This is a genomic window from Cellulophaga sp. 20_2_10 (assembly GCF_023476645.1).
Taxonomy (GTDB): Bacteria; Bacteroidota; Bacteroidia; order Flavobacteriales; family Flavobacteriaceae; genus Cellulophaga.
On sequence record NZ_JAMCOJ010000008.1, the window covers coordinates 86,200 to 107,236 of the forward strand.

At 32.6% G+C, this 21,037-nt stretch carries 20 protein-coding genes; 5 read left to right on the forward strand and 15 right to left on the reverse strand.

Annotation, left to right across the window (positions count from 1 at the left end):
* The first annotated feature begins 18 nt into the window (after positions 1-18).
* The 3 genes from M4I21_RS14295 to aqpZ all read left to right on the forward strand — a co-directional run bounded on the left by M4I21_RS14295 (position 19) and on the right by aqpZ (position 4,426).
* Positions 19-2,394, forward strand: coding sequence for a DUF2339 domain-containing protein (locus tag M4I21_RS14295; RefSeq protein ID WP_249559911.1), 2,376 nt, complete (start codon positions 19-21; stop codon positions 2,392-2,394).
* Positions 2,375-3,616, forward strand: a complete 1,242-nt coding sequence (locus M4I21_RS14300; protein ID WP_249559912.1) for a DUF3999 family protein — start codon at positions 2,375-2,377, stop codon at positions 3,614-3,616. Before M4I21_RS14295 ends, M4I21_RS14300 begins: the two co-directional genes overlap by 20 nt.
* 117 nt (positions 3,617-3,733) lie before the next feature.
* Positions 3,734-4,426 (forward strand): aquaporin Z, encoded by a 693-nt coding sequence (gene aqpZ / locus M4I21_RS14305; RefSeq protein WP_249559913.1) that lies wholly within the window; start codon positions 3,734-3,736, stop codon positions 4,424-4,426.
* Positions 4,427-4,491: 65 nt separating this feature from the next.
* Here the strand turns inward: aqpZ and rimO are convergent, their stop codons facing one another.
* The 13 genes from rimO to recR all read right to left on the reverse strand — a co-directional run bounded on the left by rimO (position 4,492) and on the right by recR (position 15,583).
* On the reverse strand, positions 4,492-5,793 hold the full coding sequence (gene rimO / locus M4I21_RS14310; RefSeq protein WP_249559914.1) for a 30S ribosomal protein S12 methylthiotransferase RimO: 1,302 nt from the start codon (positions 5,791-5,793) through the stop codon (positions 4,492-4,494).
* Between the two features lie 169 nt (positions 5,794-5,962).
* Entirely contained in the window at positions 5,963-7,633 is a 1,671-nt protein-coding gene (locus tag M4I21_RS14315) for an amidase family protein (protein WP_249559915.1), read from the reverse strand.
* A 46-nt stretch (positions 7,634-7,679) separates the two neighbouring features.
* A complete protein-coding gene (gene ftsY / locus M4I21_RS14320; RefSeq protein ID WP_249559916.1) occupies positions 7,680-8,642 on the reverse strand; it encodes a signal recognition particle-docking protein FtsY in 963 nt (320 codons plus the stop codon).
* Between the two features lie 91 nt (positions 8,643-8,733).
* On the reverse strand, positions 8,734-8,886 hold the full coding sequence (locus tag M4I21_RS14325; RefSeq protein WP_072304899.1) for a DUF4295 domain-containing protein: 153 nt from the start codon (positions 8,884-8,886) through the stop codon (positions 8,734-8,736).
* Between the two features lie 42 nt (positions 8,887-8,928).
* On the reverse strand, positions 8,929-9,111 hold the full coding sequence (gene rpmG, locus M4I21_RS14330; protein ID WP_024481505.1) for a 50S ribosomal protein L33: 183 nt from the start codon (positions 9,109-9,111) through the stop codon (positions 8,929-8,931).
* Positions 9,112-9,132: 21 nt separating this feature from the next.
* Positions 9,133-9,369, reverse strand: a complete 237-nt coding sequence (gene rpmB / locus M4I21_RS14335) for a 50S ribosomal protein L28 (RefSeq protein WP_013620064.1) — start codon at positions 9,367-9,369, stop codon at positions 9,133-9,135.
* Between the two features lie 118 nt (positions 9,370-9,487).
* Positions 9,488-10,735: a competence/damage-inducible protein A gene (locus tag M4I21_RS14340; protein ID WP_249559917.1), complete on the reverse strand. Its 1,248-nt coding sequence runs from the start codon at positions 10,733-10,735 to the stop codon at positions 9,488-9,490.
* Positions 10,735-11,073, reverse strand: a complete 339-nt coding sequence (locus tag M4I21_RS14345; RefSeq protein ID WP_249559918.1) for an Hpt domain-containing protein — start codon at positions 11,071-11,073, stop codon at positions 10,735-10,737. Before M4I21_RS14345 ends, M4I21_RS14340 begins: the two co-directional genes overlap by 1 nt.
* Positions 11,074-11,685 (reverse strand): fumarylacetoacetate hydrolase family protein, encoded by a 612-nt coding sequence (locus M4I21_RS14350; RefSeq protein WP_249559919.1) that lies wholly within the window; start codon positions 11,683-11,685, stop codon positions 11,074-11,076.
* A gap of 16 nt (positions 11,686-11,701) precedes the next feature.
* Positions 11,702-12,616: a carboxypeptidase-like regulatory domain-containing protein gene (locus M4I21_RS14355; protein WP_249559920.1), complete on the reverse strand. Its 915-nt coding sequence runs from the start codon at positions 12,614-12,616 to the stop codon at positions 11,702-11,704.
* Between the two features lie 3 nt (positions 12,617-12,619).
* Positions 12,620-13,396 (reverse strand): 3'-5' exonuclease, encoded by a 777-nt coding sequence (locus tag M4I21_RS14360; RefSeq protein ID WP_249559921.1) that lies wholly within the window; start codon positions 13,394-13,396, stop codon positions 12,620-12,622.
* Positions 13,397-13,520: 124 nt separating this feature from the next.
* Complete coding sequence (locus M4I21_RS14365; protein WP_249559922.1) at positions 13,521-14,867, reverse strand: dihydrolipoamide acetyltransferase family protein; 1,347 nt, start codon at positions 14,865-14,867, stop codon at positions 13,521-13,523.
* A 98-nt stretch (positions 14,868-14,965) separates the two neighbouring features.
* On the reverse strand, positions 14,966-15,583 hold the full coding sequence (recR, locus tag M4I21_RS14370; RefSeq protein WP_249559923.1) for a recombination mediator RecR: 618 nt from the start codon (positions 15,581-15,583) through the stop codon (positions 14,966-14,968).
* Positions 15,584-15,692: 109 nt separating this feature from the next.
* Here recR and M4I21_RS14375 point away from each other — a divergent pair, with 109 nt between their 5' ends.
* Positions 15,693-17,171, forward strand: coding sequence for a sodium:solute symporter (locus M4I21_RS14375; RefSeq protein ID WP_249559924.1), 1,479 nt, complete (start codon positions 15,693-15,695; stop codon positions 17,169-17,171).
* 67 nt (positions 17,172-17,238) lie between these two features.
* Here M4I21_RS14375 and M4I21_RS14380 read toward each other — a convergent pair whose 3' ends face one another.
* Positions 17,239-17,598 (reverse strand): CoA-binding protein, encoded by a 360-nt coding sequence (locus M4I21_RS14380; protein WP_249559925.1) that lies wholly within the window; start codon positions 17,596-17,598, stop codon positions 17,239-17,241.
* 225 nt (positions 17,599-17,823) lie between these two features.
* Positions 17,824-18,834, reverse strand: coding sequence for a 3-oxoacyl-ACP synthase III family protein (locus M4I21_RS14385; RefSeq protein WP_249559926.1), 1,011 nt, complete (start codon positions 18,832-18,834; stop codon positions 17,824-17,826).
* A gap of 239 nt (positions 18,835-19,073) precedes the next feature.
* Here M4I21_RS14385 and htpG point away from each other — a divergent pair, with 239 nt between their 5' ends.
* Entirely contained in the window at positions 19,074-20,963 is a 1,890-nt protein-coding gene (htpG, locus tag M4I21_RS14390) for a molecular chaperone HtpG (protein ID WP_249559927.1), read from the forward strand.
* Positions 20,964-21,037 lie beyond the last annotated feature (74 nt).

Below are 21,037 nucleotides of genomic sequence, written 5' to 3' on the forward strand. Positions count from 1 at the left end.
TTTTTTAGGAATCAGCTTATGGCAAACAACCAAGAATATCTAAATAACCTAACCAAGCAGTTTGAAATTCTTTTAAATAAGCAAGAGCACTTTGCCAAAGAGCTTATGGTGCTACACAAAGAAATTGAGCGACTTAAAAAAGAGGGGATTCCTAAACAAATAAGCAGCGAGAAGCCTACGCTCATTGCTACTCCCCAAGCTAAACCTATTGTAGAACCAATAAAAGCCCCTGTAACGGAAGCTGTAAAGGAGGTTAAAAAAGAACCAATTAATGCTCCACAAGCTACAGCAGCACAACCTAGACAAGACATACAACCTAGAGAACGTCGCGTTTCTAAACCAAAAGGGAAATCTAATATTGAAAAATTTATTGGAGAAAACCTATTAAATAAAATTGGTATACTTATTCTAATCTTTGGCGTTGCTATTGGTGCAAAATATTCTATTGAAAACAACTTAATTAGCCCATTAACTAGAATAATCCTAGGTTACTTAACCGGTTTAGGCTTACTTGGTTTTGGTATTAAATTAAAAGAAAAATACGTAAGTTATAGTGCTGTTCTAGTAAGTGGCGCCATAGCAATACTCTATTTTATAACATTTGCAGCTTATAGTTTTTATGACATTTTTCCGCAAATACCGGCATTTGCCATAATGGTATTACTAACTGTATTTACTGTTATTACGGCTGTAAATTACAATAAACAAGCAATTGCACATATAGGTTTAGTTGGCGCATATGCTGTTCCTTTTTTACTTAGTAGTGGCTCTGGACAAGTTGGTATTTTGTTTTCATATATGTCTATAATTAACGTAGGTATATTAGTCTTGTCATTTAAAAAAGATTGGAAAGGCTTATTTTATTCTGCATTTGGATTTACGTGGGTCATATACACTTCTTGGGTTTTAGGTAGTGACACAGATGATTATTTTACAGAAGCAGTTACATTTTTATTTATTTTCTTCTTATTGTTCTACACTACCTTTATTGTAAACAAAATTAAAAAGAAAGAAGCTTTTAATACGAGCTCTATCCTTATACTATTAGTAAACTCTTTTTTATTCTTTGGTTTAGGTTTCTTCTTATTAGAATTAAATGACGACTACAGAGGATACACAGGCTTATTTACCGTATTTAATGCCGTATTGCATTTTATAGCAGGTACAATTCTTTACAAACAAAAACTAGCAAACAACAACCTACTTTATTTTGTATTAGGAATGGTATTTGTTTTTATTACCATAGCTGTACCTATACAACTAGATGGTAATTATGTAACATTATTATGGGTCGCTATTGCCGCATTATTATTCTGGATTGGAACCACCAAAGACGCTTCAATCTTAAAGAAATTATCGTACCCATTATTAGCTTTATCAATACTAAGCCTAATACAAGATTGGGATTCCTATGTAATAAGCTACAGCTACTACATAGATAACACAGATAACTTTTTAACTCCAATATTTAACATTAATCTATTAAGCACTATCATATGCATAGCTTCGGTATATTTTATATATAGAACAAACCAAAAACACAACACCAATAAAAAAAGCAAATTATCATATGTAGCCCCTATTATACTTATACTACTTGCTTACGTAGGTTTATTTCTTGAGATAGTTAACTATTTTGAAACTCTCTTAATGGAATCTAAAGTTATTATTAACAAAACAGATATTTATTCTAATCCGGTTAATTATTCTATATCTGATTTTAAAATAATTTGGCTAGTAATATATACACTATTCTTCTTAGGAATTTTAAGCCTTATCAATATTAAAAAGATAAAAAATAAAGCTCTTGGTTTTGCTAATATTACACTTAACGCCATTGCTTTACTTATTTCTTTAACCATTGGTTTATTTACGTTAAGCACGCTTAGATATGACCATATAAATCCTTCTGAATATTACAATTCTGGTATATTTCATTTAGGTATTAGATATGTATTATATGTTTTTATAGCTGGTATCATTTATAGTATTTACAGTTACAACAAACAGAGCTTTATGCTTCCTAAGTTTAAAATTTTATTCTCTATAATACTAAACATTACAGCATTATGGCTTCTTAGTAGTGAGCTCATCAATTGGATGGATTTATCAGGTACCGAACAAACTTATGGCTTAGGTCTTTCAATCTTATGGGGACTATACTCTTTCTTCTTAGTTGCTAAAGGCATCTGGAAAAAAACAAAGTACATCCGTATTGGTGGTATCATCTTATTTGGAATTACCATTCTTAAGTTGTTCTTCTTAGATTTAGCATCTTTAGACACAATACGCAAAACTCTTGTTCTAGTTATTTTAGGACTATTAATAATGGGAGTTTCATTTTTATACAACAAGTACAAAAACAAAATTTTTGATGAGACAAAAACTGAGTAAATTTATATTCTTTTTTCTTTTAATATCTACGGTATCCTATGGTCAAATGCAAAGCTATGATCATAAAATAGAGCTTACCAATATTACTGATACGTGGCATAATATTACGCTATCTAGCACTGTTTTTTCTAGCACATTAGAAAATCTAAGTGACATTCGTATATACGGGATAACTGCTGACAATGATACTATTGAAGCGCCATATCTGTTAAATTACGTATCACCCAAACTAAAAACAAAAACTGTAGATTACAAACTTTTAAATGCTAGCACCAAAGACGGTGTGTATTATTTTACATTAAAAGTACCATCTAAAGATGCTGTTAACCATATAAATTTGAATTTTGAGAATAAAAATTTTGATTGGAAAACACTAGTACAGGCAAGTCATAATCAAAAAGATTGGTTTACAATTTATAAAGATTACAGAATTGTAGCTATTAAAAACGATCAAACAAATTACAGTTTTACAGATATTACTTTTCCTGGAGCAGAATACACCTATTTTAGAATTGGTATTAAGAGTGATGATGAACCTACTTTAAGAAGAGCTACGCTACAATACAAGCAAACACAATCTAAAGCCAATACTGTAGATAGAAAAATTAAATCTTTTACTGTTTCTGATAACAAAAATACCAAGCAAACTATAGTACATATAGAGCTTGATAAAAAAGCACCAACACACCAAGTAACAATAAACGTAAATGACAAAATAGACTACTATAGACCTATACAAATTGAAGAGTTAATAGATAGTATAAAAACTGAAAAAGGGTTTATATACAATTACGAAACATTAAATTACGGTACACTATCATCTATAGAACAAAACAAATTTACATTTAACAATACATTTGCTAAAAAATTAAGAATTACAATTTCTAATTTTGACAATGAGCCTTTACAGGTAACTAGTGCCACATCAAAAGGATACAAATACCAACTTACAGCGCGTTTTACCAAACCCGCAACGTATTACTTAACATATGGAAACAAAAGAGCTTACGCTCCTAATTATGATATTGCCAAGCTAAATTTAAAAATGCCTGACATTATTAATCAACTTACTTTAGGCAACCAACAAACTATTGCTAAAAAAGAAAAAGCAGTACAAGAACCTCTTTTTGAAAACAAGCTCTGGTTATGGGGCATTATGGCTGTTATAATGGTCATAATTGGTTGGTTCTCTTATAAAATGTTAAGCAAAAAACCTGAATAGAACCAATTACAACTGCTAATTATTTTTTTTGTAACTTGGGAATCCCCTCATTTTACAACATACTTTCTTACACTTTGTTATGGTATTAAACACTTATTAACCATTAACAAGTAAAAAATGAAAAAATTAGTAGCAGAATTTATTGGTACACTTTGGCTAGTCCTGGGTGGTTGTGGTAGCGCTGTATTAGCAGCTGGCTATCCAGAATTAGGAATTGGCTTTATGGGAGTAGCATTAGCCTTTGGACTTACCGTAGTTACAATGGCATATGCAATAGGACATATTTCTGGTTGCCACTTAAACCCCGCAGTATCTATTGGACTATGTATTGGTGGCAGGTTTGACAAAAAAGATTTACTTCCTTATATTATTGCCCAAGTTATGGGCGGCATTGCAGGCGCAGCAATCTTGTACGCTATTGTAAGCGGCAAAGAAGGCTTTAGCATAGGTAGCTTTGCTGCTAATGGTTACGGAGAGCATTCTCCTGACGGTTACAGTATGGCATCTGCTTTAATCACTGAAATTGTAATGACCTTTATGTTCTTAATTATTATACTAGGAGCTACACACTCTAAAGCCCCTAAAGGAATGGCTGGTTTAGCCATTGGTCTTGGACTTACATTAATTCACTTAATAAGCATACCTGTAACCAACACCTCTGTAAACCCCGCACGTAGTACTAGTCAGGCTTTATTTGCACAAACAGATTGGGCTATACCACAATTATGGCTATTTTGGATAGCCCCTATAATTGGTGCTATTTTAGCTGGTATAACCTATAAATATTTATCTCCAGAAGAAAAAGGATAAATCTTAAAAAGCAAAAAGCCCTAGAATATATATTCTAGGGCTTTTTTGTTTCTTATAACAAACAATTAAACTGGGTCACCGTACAGATCAAAATCTTCAGCTTGTGTTATTTTAATATTTGTGTATTCTCCTTGCTTTAGGTAATGCTTAGTAGCATCTATTAAAACTTCGTTATCAACATCAGGAGAATCAAACTCAGTTCTACCTACAAAATAGTTTCCTTCTTTTCTATCTATTATACATTTAAATGTTTCTCCTATTTTTTCTTGATTTAGTTCCCAAGAAATTTGAGATTGAATCTCCATAATCTGGTTCGCTCTATCTTGCTTTACCTCTTCTGGAACATTATCATCTAAATTATATGCATGCGTATTTTCTTCATGACTGTATGTAAAACAACCCAAACGCTCAAAACGCATATCTGTAACCCATTGTTTTAGAGTTTCAAAATCTTCTTCTGTTTCACCAGGATAACCAACAATTAAAGTTGTTCTAATTGTCATCCCCGGAACTACAGTTCTAAAGTCTTGCAACAACTTCGTTGTTTTTGCTTGCGTAGTACCACGACGCATACTTTTTAGAATAGAATCTGAAATATGTTGTAATGGTATATCTAAATAATTACAAATCTTAGGTTCTTTATTCATAAGATCCAAAACATCCATAGGAAAACCAGTAGGAAAAGCATAATGCAAACGTATCCACTCTATACCCTCTACCTTAACTAAAGACTCTAAAAGCTCTGCTAAATTTCTTTTTTTATATAAATCTAACCCGTAGTACGTTAAATCTTGAGCAATAAGAATAAGTTCTTTTACACCTTTTGCCGCCAATTTTTCTGACTCAGTAACCAAGTCTTCAATTGGAGTACTTTTATGCTTACCGCGCATTAATGGTATTGCGCAAAAAGAACAAGGTCTATCACAACCTTCAGCTATTTTTAGATAGGCATAGTTTTTTGGTGTTGTAGTAACACGCTCTCCAATTAACTCATGCTTATAATCTGCTCCCAAAGCTTTTAACAAACTTGGCAACTGGCTCGTTCCAAAATACTCATCTACATTAGGAATTTCTTTTAGCAAGTCTGGCTTATAACGCTCACTTAAACATCCTGTTACAAAAACTTTATCTACCTCGCCAGCTTCTTTCTTCTGTACAAAATCTAAAATAGTGTTTACACTCTCTTCTTTTGCATTGTCTATAAAGCCGCATGTATTAATTACAACAATATTACCTTCCTCTTCATGAGCCACCTCTTTGCCGTTAGCTTTTAACTGCCCCATAAGTACTTCTGAATCGTACACGTTTTTAGAGCAACCTAAAGTAACTACATTAATTTTATTTGTTTTGAGTGATTTTGTGCGCATAATCTATTAAAATTGGCTGCAAAAATACAACTTGCTTAAGGATTGACACCTATGAAGAACTAATTTTATGACTTTTACGGTAAAGCAACAAGAGCTAAGGCCCTTTTTATCGACATACAACAAAAGACAGCTTAGCTTTTTAAATCTTAGAACAATTTAAGGTGACACCCTAATTATATCCTTTTGGAGCTTTTCTTACTTTAGAGACCGCTTCAAAGCCTGATGCATAACGCAATAAATCTGCCTCTTTAAATTGCTTTGCTATAAAAGTAAGACTAATAGGCTCACCGGTTTCTTTATAGCCCATTGGCACCGTAAGAGCCGGATATTTAGCAACAGCTGCATAACCCGCATCGTAATTATTGATAGATAAAATTGAATCTAAATTATGAGAATCTATGGCATCATCAAAATAACGCCTTCCGCTCTTTTCTAAATCATGACGAATAACAGCCAATTCCTCAACAGTAGTTGTATCTGCAACAATACCTCTAAAAAGTGCTTGTCCGTATGGTATTCTTGTCACTGAATCTATAGCATTATAAGCAATTGCCGACGGCACATCTTTAATTGGCAATATCTTTTTAGTTCGATTTTTTAAGTACGCTGGTAAATCGTGTTTCATATCAATATTTAAAATACTAATAAATCCCTTCATTGAAACTTTAGGTGGAGTAATCTCTACAATTACACACCCTTCTTCTCTTAACTTATCTATTGCGTTCTTATAAATAGCATTTGTTTCAAACAACCTTTTTAGAACTCCAAAACGCATTCCTTTTAAACCATTTTCTGTTAATGGAGCAGCAAGAACCCCTATATCAATAGCTACAGATTTACTATCCGCAGTGTCTTTACCCATCATTGCGTCTAACAAAATAGCAGCATCACGCACGTTTTTAGCCATTGGACCAGGAGTATCTAACGTACTAGAAATTGGCACAATACCAGTTCTACTTAACAAGCCCATTGTAGGTTTTAAACCAACAACTGAGTTTTGACTAGACGGAGACAATATAGAGCCCGAAGTCTCTGTGCCTACAGCTGCCACAGCATAATTTGCAGCTACTGCTGTACCACTACCCGCACTAGAACCTCCAGTTTCAAAAACTTTTCTACCATAAGGATTTAATGTTTGCCCACCTACAGCGCTATAACCAACAGGGCAACCAGTACATAAAAAATAAGCCCATTCACTTAAATTAACCTTACCTAAAATAAGAGCTCCGTTTTCTTTTAATCGCTTAACAATAAATGCATCATCTGTAACATTACCTTTTAAAGCAATTGAACCCGCAGTAGTAGGCATTTCTTTGGTATTAATATTATCTTTTAAAAGAATAGGCATACCATAAATAGGATGTTTAACACCAGATTCATTACCATTTTTCTTTAATTCATCTAATTTACGAGCTTGGTCTACTACATCCTTATTTAAAGTTATAATAGTATTTAACGTAGTGGTAGTATCCAACTCATACTTATAAATACGATACAGGTAAAAAAGAACTAATTTCTCATAGGTTAGTTCGCCAATATCTAAATGATGACGTATAGTGAGTATATTCTGTTCTAGAATAAGTGGCTTTAAAGTTCTATATTCTTGTTCCGATAATTTTTGAACCTCCGGATACAAGGGAAGAAAAACAGCATTTTTATCTAATACTTTAGATTGTATTAGCTTGTAACGCATTCTTGGGTTTGCATGATCTGCATTTAACGCTACATCTAAAGAATCGCTATATGGTGGCCACAAAACAATCTCATCCTTAGTATCTGCTACCTTATTTTTACAAGCAACACTTAGCAACACCAATACACCAAGAATTATTCTTTTCATTACCAATAGCTTTAAAACAAAAAAACCTCCATAAGGAGGTTTTTTATTATTTTTTTAAATTGAAGAAAGAGTCTACAAACTCGAACTTATTAAAAACTTGCAAGTCTTCAATACCTTCTCCCACTCCTATATATTTTACAGGAATCTTAAATTGATCTGATATACCAATTACAACTCCTCCTTTTGCCGTACCATCTAATTTAGTAACTGCTAAAGATGTTACCTCTGTAGCCTTAGTAAATTCTTTAGCTTGCTCAAATGCGTTCTGACCAGTAGAGCCATCTAAAACCAACATTACTTCGTGTGGTGTATTCTCTACTACTTTATGCATAACTCGCTTTACCTTGGTAAGCTCGTTCATTAAATTTACCTTATTATGCAAACGACCCGCTGTATCTATAATCACAACATCTGCTCCTTGCGTAACTGCAGAGCTTAACGTATCAAAAGCAACAGAAGCAGGATCACTACCCATTTTTTGCTTAACAATAGGTATATCTACACGATCTGCCCAAACTTGCAATTGATCTATTGCAGCAGCTCTAAAAGTATCTGCAGCTCCTAAAACAACTTTTAAGCCTTCTTTTTTAAATTGATAAGCCATTTTACCAATAGTTGTAGTTTTACCCACACCATTAACACCAACAACCATAATTACATAAGGCTTAACACCTTTAGGAACCGTAAACTCTGTTGCGTTACCTGTATTTGTTTCAGATAAGAGTCCGGCTATTTCTTCTCGTAAAATAACATTAAGTTCATCTGTACCTAAATATTTATCTTTAGAAACACGAGCTTCTATTCGACTAATAATTTTCAAGGTTGTCTCTACACCAACATCAGAAGTTACTAAAATCTCTTCTAAATTATCTAGTACATCCTCGTCTACCTTTGCTTTACCAGCTACAGCCTTACTTAATTTAGAAAAAAAGCTTGCTTTACTTTTTTCTAAACCTTTATCTAGAGTTTCCTTCTTTTTAGAAGAAAAAATATTTTTAAATAAACTCATTTTTTATCCTGTAATTTTACCAAAGATATAAAAATAAAAAAAGCTACTTTCTAATGAAAGTAGCTTTTTTAATCAATACTGTATATTGATATTATTTTTTAGCTAACCACTCGCTTACTAATTCTGGAGCCATAACTGATTCCACAAATGTATAAGCACCTGATTTAGGAGATTTTACCATCTTAATGGCTTTAGTTAATCTCTTTGAGCTGGTCTGTAAACTTGCTACTGTTTTCTTTGCCATAACTTGTTAGTTTAACAATTTCCTCACTAGAGGAAATATAAATTATTTTATTTCTTTATGAACAGTCATCTTCTTTAAAATTGGGTTAAATTTCTTTAACTCAATTCTATCTGGAGTGTTCTTCTTATTTTTAGTGGTAATGTACCTAGAAGTACCTGGTTGCCCTGACTCTTTGTGCTCTGTACACTCTAAAATAACTTGTATTCTGTTACCTTTCTTTGCCATCTTAATTCTTTTTAGAAGAGATTATTTAATTATCCCTTGTGCTTTAGCCTCTTTTAATACTTCAGAGATTCCTTTTTTATTGATACTCTTAAGAGCTCTTGTAGATACTTTCAAAGTAATCCAACGATCTTCCTCTGGAATGTAAAAACGTTTCTTAGAAAGGTTTACATCAAACCTTCTTCTTGTCTTATTAATAGAGAAAGACACGTTGTTCCCAAACATTGCTTTCTTCCCAGTGATTTCACAAACTTTTGACATTATGCTAGATTTTGTGTTATTTTAAACAGGCTGCAAATTTATGTCTTTTTTTTGGGTAGACAAAATTCTTTTCAGCAATTTTTTAAATTTATTTTAATCCTTAACAAAAAGAAGCATATTAATGCTCTAAAATTTCTTTATATAACAGCTCTAAAGCCCTGTTTACGGACCTATTAACTATTCTTTCTCGCTGCCCTCCTAATTGTTCTTTTATTGCAAAAATTTTGGTTGGCGTAGCTATACCAATAAAAACAGTACCAACATCTGCATCAGAATCTCCTTTTGTAGGCCCCGCATTCCCTGTTGTTGAAATTGCGAAATCTGATTTAAGAAGTTTTTGTACATTCTTTGCCATTGCCATAGCTACTTGCTCACTAACTACAGAATGTTCTTTAATTACATTCTCTGGCACGTTTAGCACATTAATTTTTACTTCTGTAGCATAACTAACCACACTACCCTTAAAATATTGAGATGCCCCAGGGTTAGACGTTAACATTTCTGCTATTTTACCTCCCGTAAAGCTTTCTGCTGTAGCTAATGTTTTTGATTTCTCTGTTAACAGCCGTGCCACAACAACTTCTAGATTATCCTCTCCTTCTTCACCATAAATTAGATCGCCTATTAGTTGCAATAATCTAGCACTCTCTATTTTTACAGCTCCTTCTAATTCCTCTTTATTTTCACCTTTTCCAGACAAACGTAAACGTACAGAACCCAAACTTGGTAAATATGCCAAATTCAAATTATCCGGCAACTCATCTTCCCATTGCTCTATTAACTCTGCCAAAGCACTCTCTCCAATACCATAGGTTACAAATGTCTTATGTATAATATGAGGCCTATTAAACGCTTTAACTATTCGTGGCACAACTTCTTCCGTAATTAAATAACGCATTTCAAAAGGGACACCTGGCATAGATACAAAGACTGTATTATTGTCTTTAATCCACATTCCTGGTGCGGTACCTTTTGTATTGTGTAAAACAGTAGCTTTAGACAAAACTAATGCTTGCTGCTTATTTATGTCTGAAATTGGATTGTCTGAGTATTTTTTAAATAACTCTTTTACGTGTAGCAACACCTCATCATTCTGCACTAATGTATCGTTAAAATACTCGCACAAGGTGTGTTTGGTAATATCGTCTTTAGTTGGCCCTAAGCCACCAGTAATTAAAACAACATCTACTCTTTTAGCCGCTTCTTTTAAAGCAGAAAGGATATGCTGTTTATCATCTTGTACAGATGTTATTTGATAAACAGACACCCCAATTTTATTTAATTCTTTTCCTATAAAAGCCGAGTTAGTATCTACAACCTGTCCAATAAGTAACTCGTCTCCTATGGTTATTATTTCTGCAAACATTACAAATTAAAATCGTTCTTTAATTCCGAAACCACTTGTTGTATATCAATTTTCAACAATTTAAAAGTCTCCTTAATCTTAACAAAATCTCCTTTTTCTTTTCCTAGAGTTTCTATCTCAAAAGCAGCAGCTCTTGTTTGCTCCATACCCAACAAGTCTACATTTGGCTTAATTTTATGCGCCAATTGATACGTAGGCTCATACTCTTTACCCTCAATTGCTTTTTCTAACAAACCTAAATCCTCTGGAACTTCTTCCAAAAAAACAGATACAACCGAATTGATAAATTCCGTATCACCCTCAGCCATTTCATTTAATTTATCAAGACTATATATCATTTATTTAATATTTAAAGTAAACATTTCCTCATCTTCTAAAGTACCGCAAAGGTAATCATTAACATCTACCCTACCTACACCTGCTGGTGTACCTGTAAATATGATATCTCCTTTTTTTAATGTAAAATATTGAGAAACATACGAAATTAACTCATCTATTTTCCATAACATTAGGTTTGTATTTCCTTTTTGTACAATTTCTTCATTTTTTAATAATGAAAAATTAATATTGTCCACAGATTGAAACTTACTCTTAGGCAGCCATTTACCAATAACAGCAGCACCATCAAAACCCTTGGCTTTTTCCCAAGGCAATCCTTTTTCTTTTAATTTAGATTGAAGATCACGAGCTGTAAAGTCTATTCCTAAGCCAATTTCATCATAATAATTAGCTGCAAAATTTTTATCAATATGCTTACCAACTTTCTTTATTTTAACCAAAACTTCAACTTCGTAATGTATATCTTCAGAAAATTCTGGAATATAAAAATCTTGTTCTTTTGGTAAAACAGCAGAATCTGGCTTAATAAAAACAACCGGATCTGTTGGGCGCTCGTTATTTAATTCTTTAATATGATCTGTATAATTACGACCAATGCAAATTATTTTCATATCAAACTATCTATTTTTATTGCTTTTCTTTTGACAACTTTAAGCTAACAGCAGGTATTAGATGTTTTGTATTGTCTTTAGATTTCACTTTAAAATCTGTCCAATCCCCCATACCATAAACCATAACTTTAAAATTTTGGTTTTTATTGTAAATACCTCCAAATGTAGGTGCAAATCTATCTTCTAAGGTTAACTCATTACTAATAGGATCCTTACCTTTTAGTGCATACCAATTGTAAGGCACAAATAACCACTCTAAACCAATATAAATACCTTCTCTAGGCATTTTTATATTAAATGCAGATAAGTCTATTGACACAAAATCGTTTTCTGCAAACGCCTCCAAAATTATGCTTTTACGAAGTAAATCGGTTTTTGGTTTTTTTGTTTCTGGATCCACATTGTAGACACGAATCCTGAATTTAGATGCCTTTCTTTTAAAACTATCGTCTTTCTGAAAAAACACCGTAACCTTATTAATGTATTTTTTTTGAGCTCCTATGTTTGGGTAATATGTTGCCAAAACCCAAGGTGTAGAAGAAGATGCAAATCCGCTTTTTAAATCATAACTAGCAATAGGGTTTAAAACAAAAGAATCTCCTAAAGACTTAGCCACAATAACCTCATCTAACTCAAAAGACTCTTGCTCCATATAGAATTTTTTATCTGTTACTATTTGTTTAACCGCAACAATAGTATCCTTATAACCCAAAGAAGACAAGTATACTTTTTTCTCTAAAAAAGCAGAGGGAACATCTATAAAAAAATATCCTTTTTCATCTGTAGATGCCCCTTTTAAAGTATTTAAAAAGCTGACACTTACATAAGGCACTGTCTCCTGGGTCTTAGAGTCGTATATAGTCCCATCTATTAACACCTCTTGGGCAGTTATCGTAAACACAAAGAAAAAGAACAATAAAAAAAATCTCATTTTTTAACCTAACTTATTATTTAACTTACTAAGCTTAATTTGCGTTAGTACTTTTTTAGTGTAAAGAGGAAAATCTGCATTTAAAATCCAACCAAAATAACCAGGTTCTTTTTCTAAAACAGCATCTACCTTTTTACCCTTGTGTTTCCCAAAAGAAAAAGCAGCATCACCATCAGCATCTACTATAATAAAACCAGCAAAATCTACAAACTTTCTACGTGTAGTAAATTCTGATAATTTCTTAATGTCATTTTCTAATTCTGGGTAACGATCTAATTGAGATTTTAAAACCTCGTATGTTGCATTAGTATCTGCCGCAGCACTGTGCGCATTGGTTAAATCCTTATCACAATAAAATTTATAAGCAGCTTCTAGTGTTCTTTTTTCCATTTTAAAAAAAATAGTCTGCACATCTACAGAAACTGTATTTTTCATATCAAAATCTACATCTGCACGTAACATTTCTTCTGCTAAAAGTGGAATATCAAATCGATCCGAATTGTAACCTCCTAAATCGCAATCTTTAATCATTGCATAAATTTCTTTAGACAACTCAGTAAAAGTTGGCTCATTAGCAACTTTCTCATTTGTAATACCGTGTACCGCTATTACCTCTTCTGGAATTTGCATTTCTGGATTTACCAACCACGTTTTGCTTTCTTTATTTCCGTTAGGATATACTTTTAAAATGGAAATCTCTACCACTCTATCTTTAGCCACGTTTATTCCTGTTGTTTCTAAATCGAAAAAACACATTGGTCGTGTTAACTTTAAATCCATTTTATTTCTATTTTACCACAAATATAGCTGAATAGCTACTTTTACGAAAAGGAAAATAAGTATAAAAAAAAATGCTCTGTAAAAAACAGAGCATTTCTATACTATTAAAGCAATTATATGCTTTTTAAACTTCTCTATTTACATCCCAAGCTTCAAGATAATCTGCTACAGTTTTAATAAACATACCACCTAAAGCACCATTTACAACACGGTGATCATAACTGTGCGATAAAAACATTTTAGAACGTATGCCAATAAAGTCTCCTTCCGGAGTTTCTATAACAGAAGGCACTTTACGTATTGCTCCTAATGCTAAAATAGCAACTTGTGGCTGGTTAATAATTGGCGTTCCAAACACACTACCAAATGTACCAACATTTGTTACTGTGTAGGTTCCCCCTTGAATATCGTCTGGCTTTAAAGCATTGTTTCTAGATCTGTTTGCCAAATCGTTTACCACTTTTGCCATACCAACTAAGTTTAATTGATCTGCATTTTTAATCACAGGTACAATTAAATTACCATCTGGTAAAGCTGCTGCCATACCTATATTAATATTCTTCTTTTTAATTACAGAATCGCCATCAAAAGAAATATTTATTAACGGAAATTTTTTAAGCGCAAAAGCCACTGCTTCCATAAAAATTGGAGTAAACGTTAGTTTTTCTCCTTCTCTTTGCTGAAAACTATTTTTATTTTTATTTCTCCAATTTACAAGATTGGTAACATCTACCTCTATAAAACTCTGTACGTGTGCAGATGTAGCTATACTAGCCGTCATATGCTGCGCAATTAATTTACCCATACGAGATAAAGGAACAACATCATCTCCTGCAGACGCAACAACTGGTGCTGCTTTTGGAGCTTGTGCTTTTACCGGAGCAGACTGCGGTGTTGGTGCACTTTTTGGTGCTGCAACAACACTACCATTATTACTAGGCGCTGTTCTATTTTCTACATAATCTAATATGTCTGTCTTTGTTACCCTACCTTCTTTACCTGTACCAACTATTGCGTCTAATTCCGCAACAGAAATACCTTCTTCTTTAGCTATATTTTTAACTAAAGGAGAGTAAAATTTTTCTGTATCACTAAAATCTTGTGATACTGCAACTGTTTCTTTAGCAACCGCAATAGAGTTTTCTATAGCAGCAACTTCAGGTGTTGCTTCAACTTTATCTTCAGCCTTAGCAGCATTAGCATCTGCTGCAACAGTAGTTCCTGCTTCTCCAGAAACTTCTATTATAGCAACAGTCTGACCAACTTGTACTATATCATCTACATTAAAAAGCATTTCAACCAACACACCTTCTACTTCAGAGGGTACTTCAGAATCTACTTTATCTGTGGCAATTTCAAAAACAGCCTCATCCATCTCAATGGTATCTCCTACTTGCTTTAACCAAGTCGTTAATGTTGCTTCTGCAACACTTTCACCCATCTGAGGTAATTTTAATTCAAACTTTGACATATTACTATTTTAAAAGCAAATTATATACTTAATTTTGCAAAAATAACAATTAAAACGCCATTTAACTGTATTTAGTGCATTTATTTTAATTCAAACTATTACAATTTTAAAGAATTCTCAAAAGGAACCCTGTTTAAAATACTTCTACCTAGTGTAACCTCATCTGCATATTCTAGTTCATCACCAACTGCTATACCACGCGCTATAGTAGATGTTTTTACATCCAAACTTTCTATTTGTTTGTAAATATAGAAGTTGGTTGTATCCCCTTCCATTGTAGAACTTAAAGCAAAAATAAGTTCTTTTATAATACCTTCTTTAGATTTACTAACCAAAGAATTTATTGTTAAGTTTTGCGGACCTACACCTTCCATTGGCGATATTCTACCTCCTAAAACGTGATATAACCCTCGGTATTGCCCAGTATTTTCTATCGCCATTACATCTCTAATATCTTCTACTACGCAAACCAAAGACTCGTCTCGCTTAGGGTTTGCGCAAATTTCGCATAAAGCAACATCAGATATGTTATGACAGTTAGTGCAAAACTTAATCTCTTCTCGTAATTTTAATAAACTAGAAGACAGTGCTGTAGTTTGGTCTTTAGGTTGTTTTAATAAATGCAATGCCAAACGCAAAGCTGTACGCTTGCCAATTCCCGGCAACTGAGAAATTTCATACACTGCATTTTCTAACAACTTAGAAGAGAATTCCATTCAATTATTTTTCTAAACAAATTTACAATTTATTCTTGTTATTTATGAAGGATTAATACCTATGATGATATTTTTTCTTTTTGTACTTTGCACCCGTAATTTTTACTTTATGACATCTACACATATCCTAATTCTTATAGGTTGTTACTTTTTAGTATTACTGTTTATATCTTACTTAACCGGAAAAAACGATTCTAACGAAGACTTTTTTAAAGCAGGAAAACAATCTCCTTGGTATATTGTAGCATTTGGTATGGTCGGTGCCTCTTTATCTGGGGTTACATTTATATCTGTACCCGGATGGGTCCAAGGCTCACAGTTTAGCTATATGCAAGTTGTTTTTGGTTATTTAGTAGGCTATTTTGTTATAGCATACCTATTAATGCCTATTTACTATAAACTTAACGTAACCTCTATTTACGAGTACCTAAAAGAACGTTTTGGTATTGTTAGTTACAAAACAGGAGCTTTCTTTTTCTTTATATCTAGAGTCCTAGGTGCCTCTTTTAGGTTATTTTTAGTCGCATTAGTATTACAGCAATTTGTTTTTGATGACCTAAACATTCCTTTTGAAATTACCGTAACCCTTTCTATATTACTTATATGGATCTATACTTTTAAAGGCGGAATAAAAACTATTGTCTGGACAGATACATTACAAACACTTTTTATGTTAGTGTCTGTTGGTTTATCTATCTATTTTATTACTGATAAACTAGATATGAGTTTAGGCAGTTTACTAGCGTCTGAAGAACTACAGCAATACAATAAAATATTTTTTACTGACAACTTCCTTGCTAAAAACCATTTTATAAAATCATTTTTCGGAGGTATGTTTATTGCCATTTGTATGACAGGATTAGACCAAGATATGATGCAAAAAAACTTAAGTTGTAAAACATTAAAAGATGCACAAAAAAATATGGTTTCTTTTAGTCTAGTACTGGTCGTTGTTAACTTTATATTTTTACTATTAGGAGCTCTTTTATTTATCTACGCTAATAAATTTAATATTGTTACACCTTCTCTTGGTGGTGTGGGCGAACCTAAAACAGATTTACTTTTTCCTGAAATTGCCCTAAATAGCGGATTAGGAATTACAATAGCCATAACATTTATGCTAGGTTTAATAGCCGCAGCTTACAGTAGTGCAGATAGCGCACTTACCTCTTTAACAACTTCTTTTTGTGTAGATTTCTTAGGGATTGAAAAAAAGCCAGAGAAAGAACAAAAGAAACTCCGCAAGCTTACACATATAGGAATGAGCATTTTACTTATTATTGTTATAATAATTTTTAAAAACATTCTAGACCGTAACGTAATAGATAGCTTGCTTACAGTTGCAACCTATACATACGGACCGCTACTTGGCTTATTTGCATTTGGTATTTTTACAAAACATAAAATAAAAGACAAATGGTCTTGGTTAGTTGCAATTGTACCCGTAATCTTAATTTTATTAATTTCTAACATACCAGCAGAAAAACTTGGCGGATACATTGTTGGGTACGAATTATTACCAATTAACGGTTTACTAACCTTTTTTGGTCTTTGGTTGATACGTAAAAAGGGATACAATCAATTTTAAAAATCTTAACAAAAAGTTAAATATTTATTATTTGTAATATTTTTTAACTCGTAATATATTTTTCAGTTTAATATTGATTTGTAGCTAATAAAACTAAAGTACAAGCTACCACAACTTCTATATTATTCTTTTTCAATATGTTGTAAAACTCAGGATTCTCTGTTCCTGGATTAAATATTACTCGCTTTGGCTGCAATTTTACTATTGAATTGTAATATTCTACCTGCCTAAATGGGTTTAAATATAAAGTAACTGTATTTATATTTTGAAAATCCGTTAAATTATCTTTAATTTGGAGCTGTAGAATAGTCCCTAAATTTTTACCAAACGCTACTGTTGTTATTTTCTTTTCTAATAGTTTCTTTACAGCAAGATAACTATACCGATTCGGATTCAACGAAGCACCAAAAACAAGGGTTTTAGACATTTTTTGAAAATTTAATGTTAAATTTTGTTAACTAATGTAACTTTATTGTAAATATTACGTCTTATAACTATATATAGTTATTTATAAAGACATTTTAAGATAAGGTCATTGATAACGCTGTATTTTTATAGTTAATGGTTAGTGTTTAGTATAGCCTATCGATGACAAAGAAGCCCAGAGTTTTATAACTCTGGGCTTTGTGTTTTTATAAAGGTTAGGTATTGGTTACCATTTAATTACCACACTACCCCAAGTAAACCCACTACCAAAGGCTGCTAAAACTACCAAGTCACCTTTTTTAACTTTACCTTGCTCCCAAGCCTCTGTTAATGCTATTGGTATAGAAGCTGCCGTTGTATTACCATATTTCATGATATTATTAAATACCTGATCATCGTTTAACTTAAACTTCTTCTGTATAAACTGAGAAATTCTAAGGTTTGCCTGATGTGGCACTAACATATCAATATCAGATACTTCCAAATTATTAGCTTGTAACCCTTCCATAATTACCTCACTAAAACGAACTACTGCATTTTTAAAAACAAATTGCCCATTCATATACGGGAAATAAGATTCGTCATTAGGATCGTTATCTTCTATAATATCTGTAACCCAGCGCTTACCCATACCTGGAGCAATTAAAGATAATTCTTCTGCGTGTTGCCCTTCAGAATGTAAATGCGTAGATAATATACCTGTATCTGTACCTTCTGCTCTACTTAATACTGCTGCTCCTGCTCCATCACCAAAAATTACAGAGACACCTCTACCACGTGTAGACATATCTAAACCGTGAGAATGCAATTCAGATCCAATTACCAGAACATTTTTATACATTCCGCTTTTTATATACTGGTCTGCCACAGAAATAGCGTAAACAAAACCAGAACACTGGTTTCTTACATCTAAAGCACCAACCGTTTTAATTCCCAAATCTCTTTGTACTAAAACACCTGGTCCTGGAAAATAGTAATCTGGACTTAGCGTAGCAAAAACAATAAAATCAATATCATCCTTATCTATACCAGCACGTTCTATAGCAATTTTGGCAGCTTTAACTCCCATTGTTGTGGTAGTGTCGCCATCGCCTTTTACTACGTGTCTTCTTTCTTTAATACCTGTACGTTCTTGTATCCAAGCGTCATTGGTATCCATCACTTTAGACAAATCATCGTTTGTAACCACGTTTTCTGGTACATAATGACCTAAGCCTGTTATTTTTGAATTATACATATTTTCTACTTTAAAATCTTATTTCTTGAGAGCAAAACCCTATTTAAGCCTGCAATATATAAATAATGATACCTTTTATTTACAATAGATTGAAGATAACCAAAAAAACTGATAATTAACACAAGGTGTGTCAGTTTGTCATAGTAACCTTAATTGGTATTTTATTTGCCATAGTAATAATAGAATTAAAAATAATAATCAGTTTCCCTCTTAGGGATTAAAAAAAATACAATTTAATTATGGCGACAGGTAAGATTAATGTATCCGTAGAGAATATTTTTCCGCTTATTAAGAAGTTTCTTTACAGCGATCACGAGATATTTTTACGTGAATTAATATCTAATGCTACAGATGCAACATTAAAATTAAAGCATTTAACTTCTATAGGTGAAGCTAAAGTAGAATATGGTAATCCAGTTATCGAAATAAAAGTAGATAAAGAAGGAAAAAAAATACATATTATAGATCAAGGTCTAGGTATGTCTGCAGACGAGGTTGAAAAATACATTAACCAAGTTGCTTTTTCTGGTGCGGAAGAATTTTTAGACAAATACAAAGATTCTGCTAAAGACTCTGGTATTATTGGTCATTTTGGTCTTGGTTTTTACTCTGCTTTTATGGTTGCAGAAAAAGTAGAAATTATTACTAAAAGTTTTAAAGACGAACCTGCTGCACATTGGACTTGTGATGGCTCTCCTAATTTTACATTAGAAGCTTCTGACAAGACAGATCGTGGAACAGAAATTATTTTACATGTTGCTGATGATTCTACCGAATTTTTAGAAGAAGGTAAAATAAGTGAACTTTTAAACAAGTACAACAAATTTATGCCGGTACCAATTAAATTTGGTATGCGTACAGAAACTTTGCCTAAGCCAGAAGACGCTAAGGAAGAAGATGCTGCACCAACACAAGAGGTAGACAATATTATAAACAACCCTAACCCGGCTTGGACAAAAGCTCCTGCCGATTTAAAAGATGAAGACTATAAAGGTTTTTACAGAGAGTTATACCCAATGCAATTTGAGGAGCCTTTGTTTCACATACACCTTAATGTAGACTATCCTTTTAACTTAACGGGTATTTTATATTTCCCGAAGTTAACAAACGACTTAAACGTACAAAAAGACCGCATACAACTATACCAAAACCAAGTATTTGTCACAGACAATGTAGAAGGTATTGTTCCAGAGTTTTTAACTATGTTACGTGGTGTTATAGATTCTCCAGATATACCATTAAATGTATCTAGATCTTACCTACAAGCAGATGGTGCTGTTAAAAAGATATCATCTTACATCTCTAAAAAAGTAGCAGATAAATTAGCTTCTTTATACAAGAATAACAGAGAAGATTTTGAAGCTAAGTGGAATGACATTAAAATTGTTATTGAATACGGAATGCTTTCTGATGATAAATTCTTTGACAAGGCTGACAAATTTGCGTTGTACCCAACTGTAGATGGTGCTTTCTATACGTTTGAAGAATTACAAGAAAAATTAAAAGCGACACAGACTGACAAAGACAACAAATTAGTTCTTTTATACGCGTCTGATAAAGAAGCACAACACAGTTATATTGAAGCTGCAAAAGCTAAAGGATACGAGGTTTTATTATTAGATTCTCCTATTATTAGTCACTTAATGCAAAAATTAGAAACTTCTAAAGAGAATATTTCTTTTGCAAGAGTAGATGCAGACCACATAGACAATCTTATTAAGAAAGACGAAGAACAAATATCTAAACTTTCTGAAGAAGAAAAAGAAGCTCTTAAAAAAGAACTAGAAGAAACAATTACAAACAAAAGCTTTACTGTACAATTAGAAGCTATGGATAGTGCTGCTTCTCCTTTTACAATTACAGAGCCAGAGTTTATGCGTAGAATGAAAGAAATGCAACAAAGCGGCGGTGGCGGTGGTATGTTTGGTATGGGTAATATGCCAGAAATGTACAACCTAATTGTTAACACAAACCACGATTTAGTTTCGGAAATTTTAAATGCAGATACTCCAGAAACTAAAAAACGTTTGATAAACCAATCGTTAGACTTAGCACGTTTATCTAAAGGTTTATTAAAAGGTGAAGAGCTTACAAACTTTATTAAAAGAAGTTACGAAATGGTAAAGTAACATTTACTATTAGGCTTAAAAATAGAAAATCCGCATCAATTACTTGATGCGGATTTTTTTATACTACTACTCTA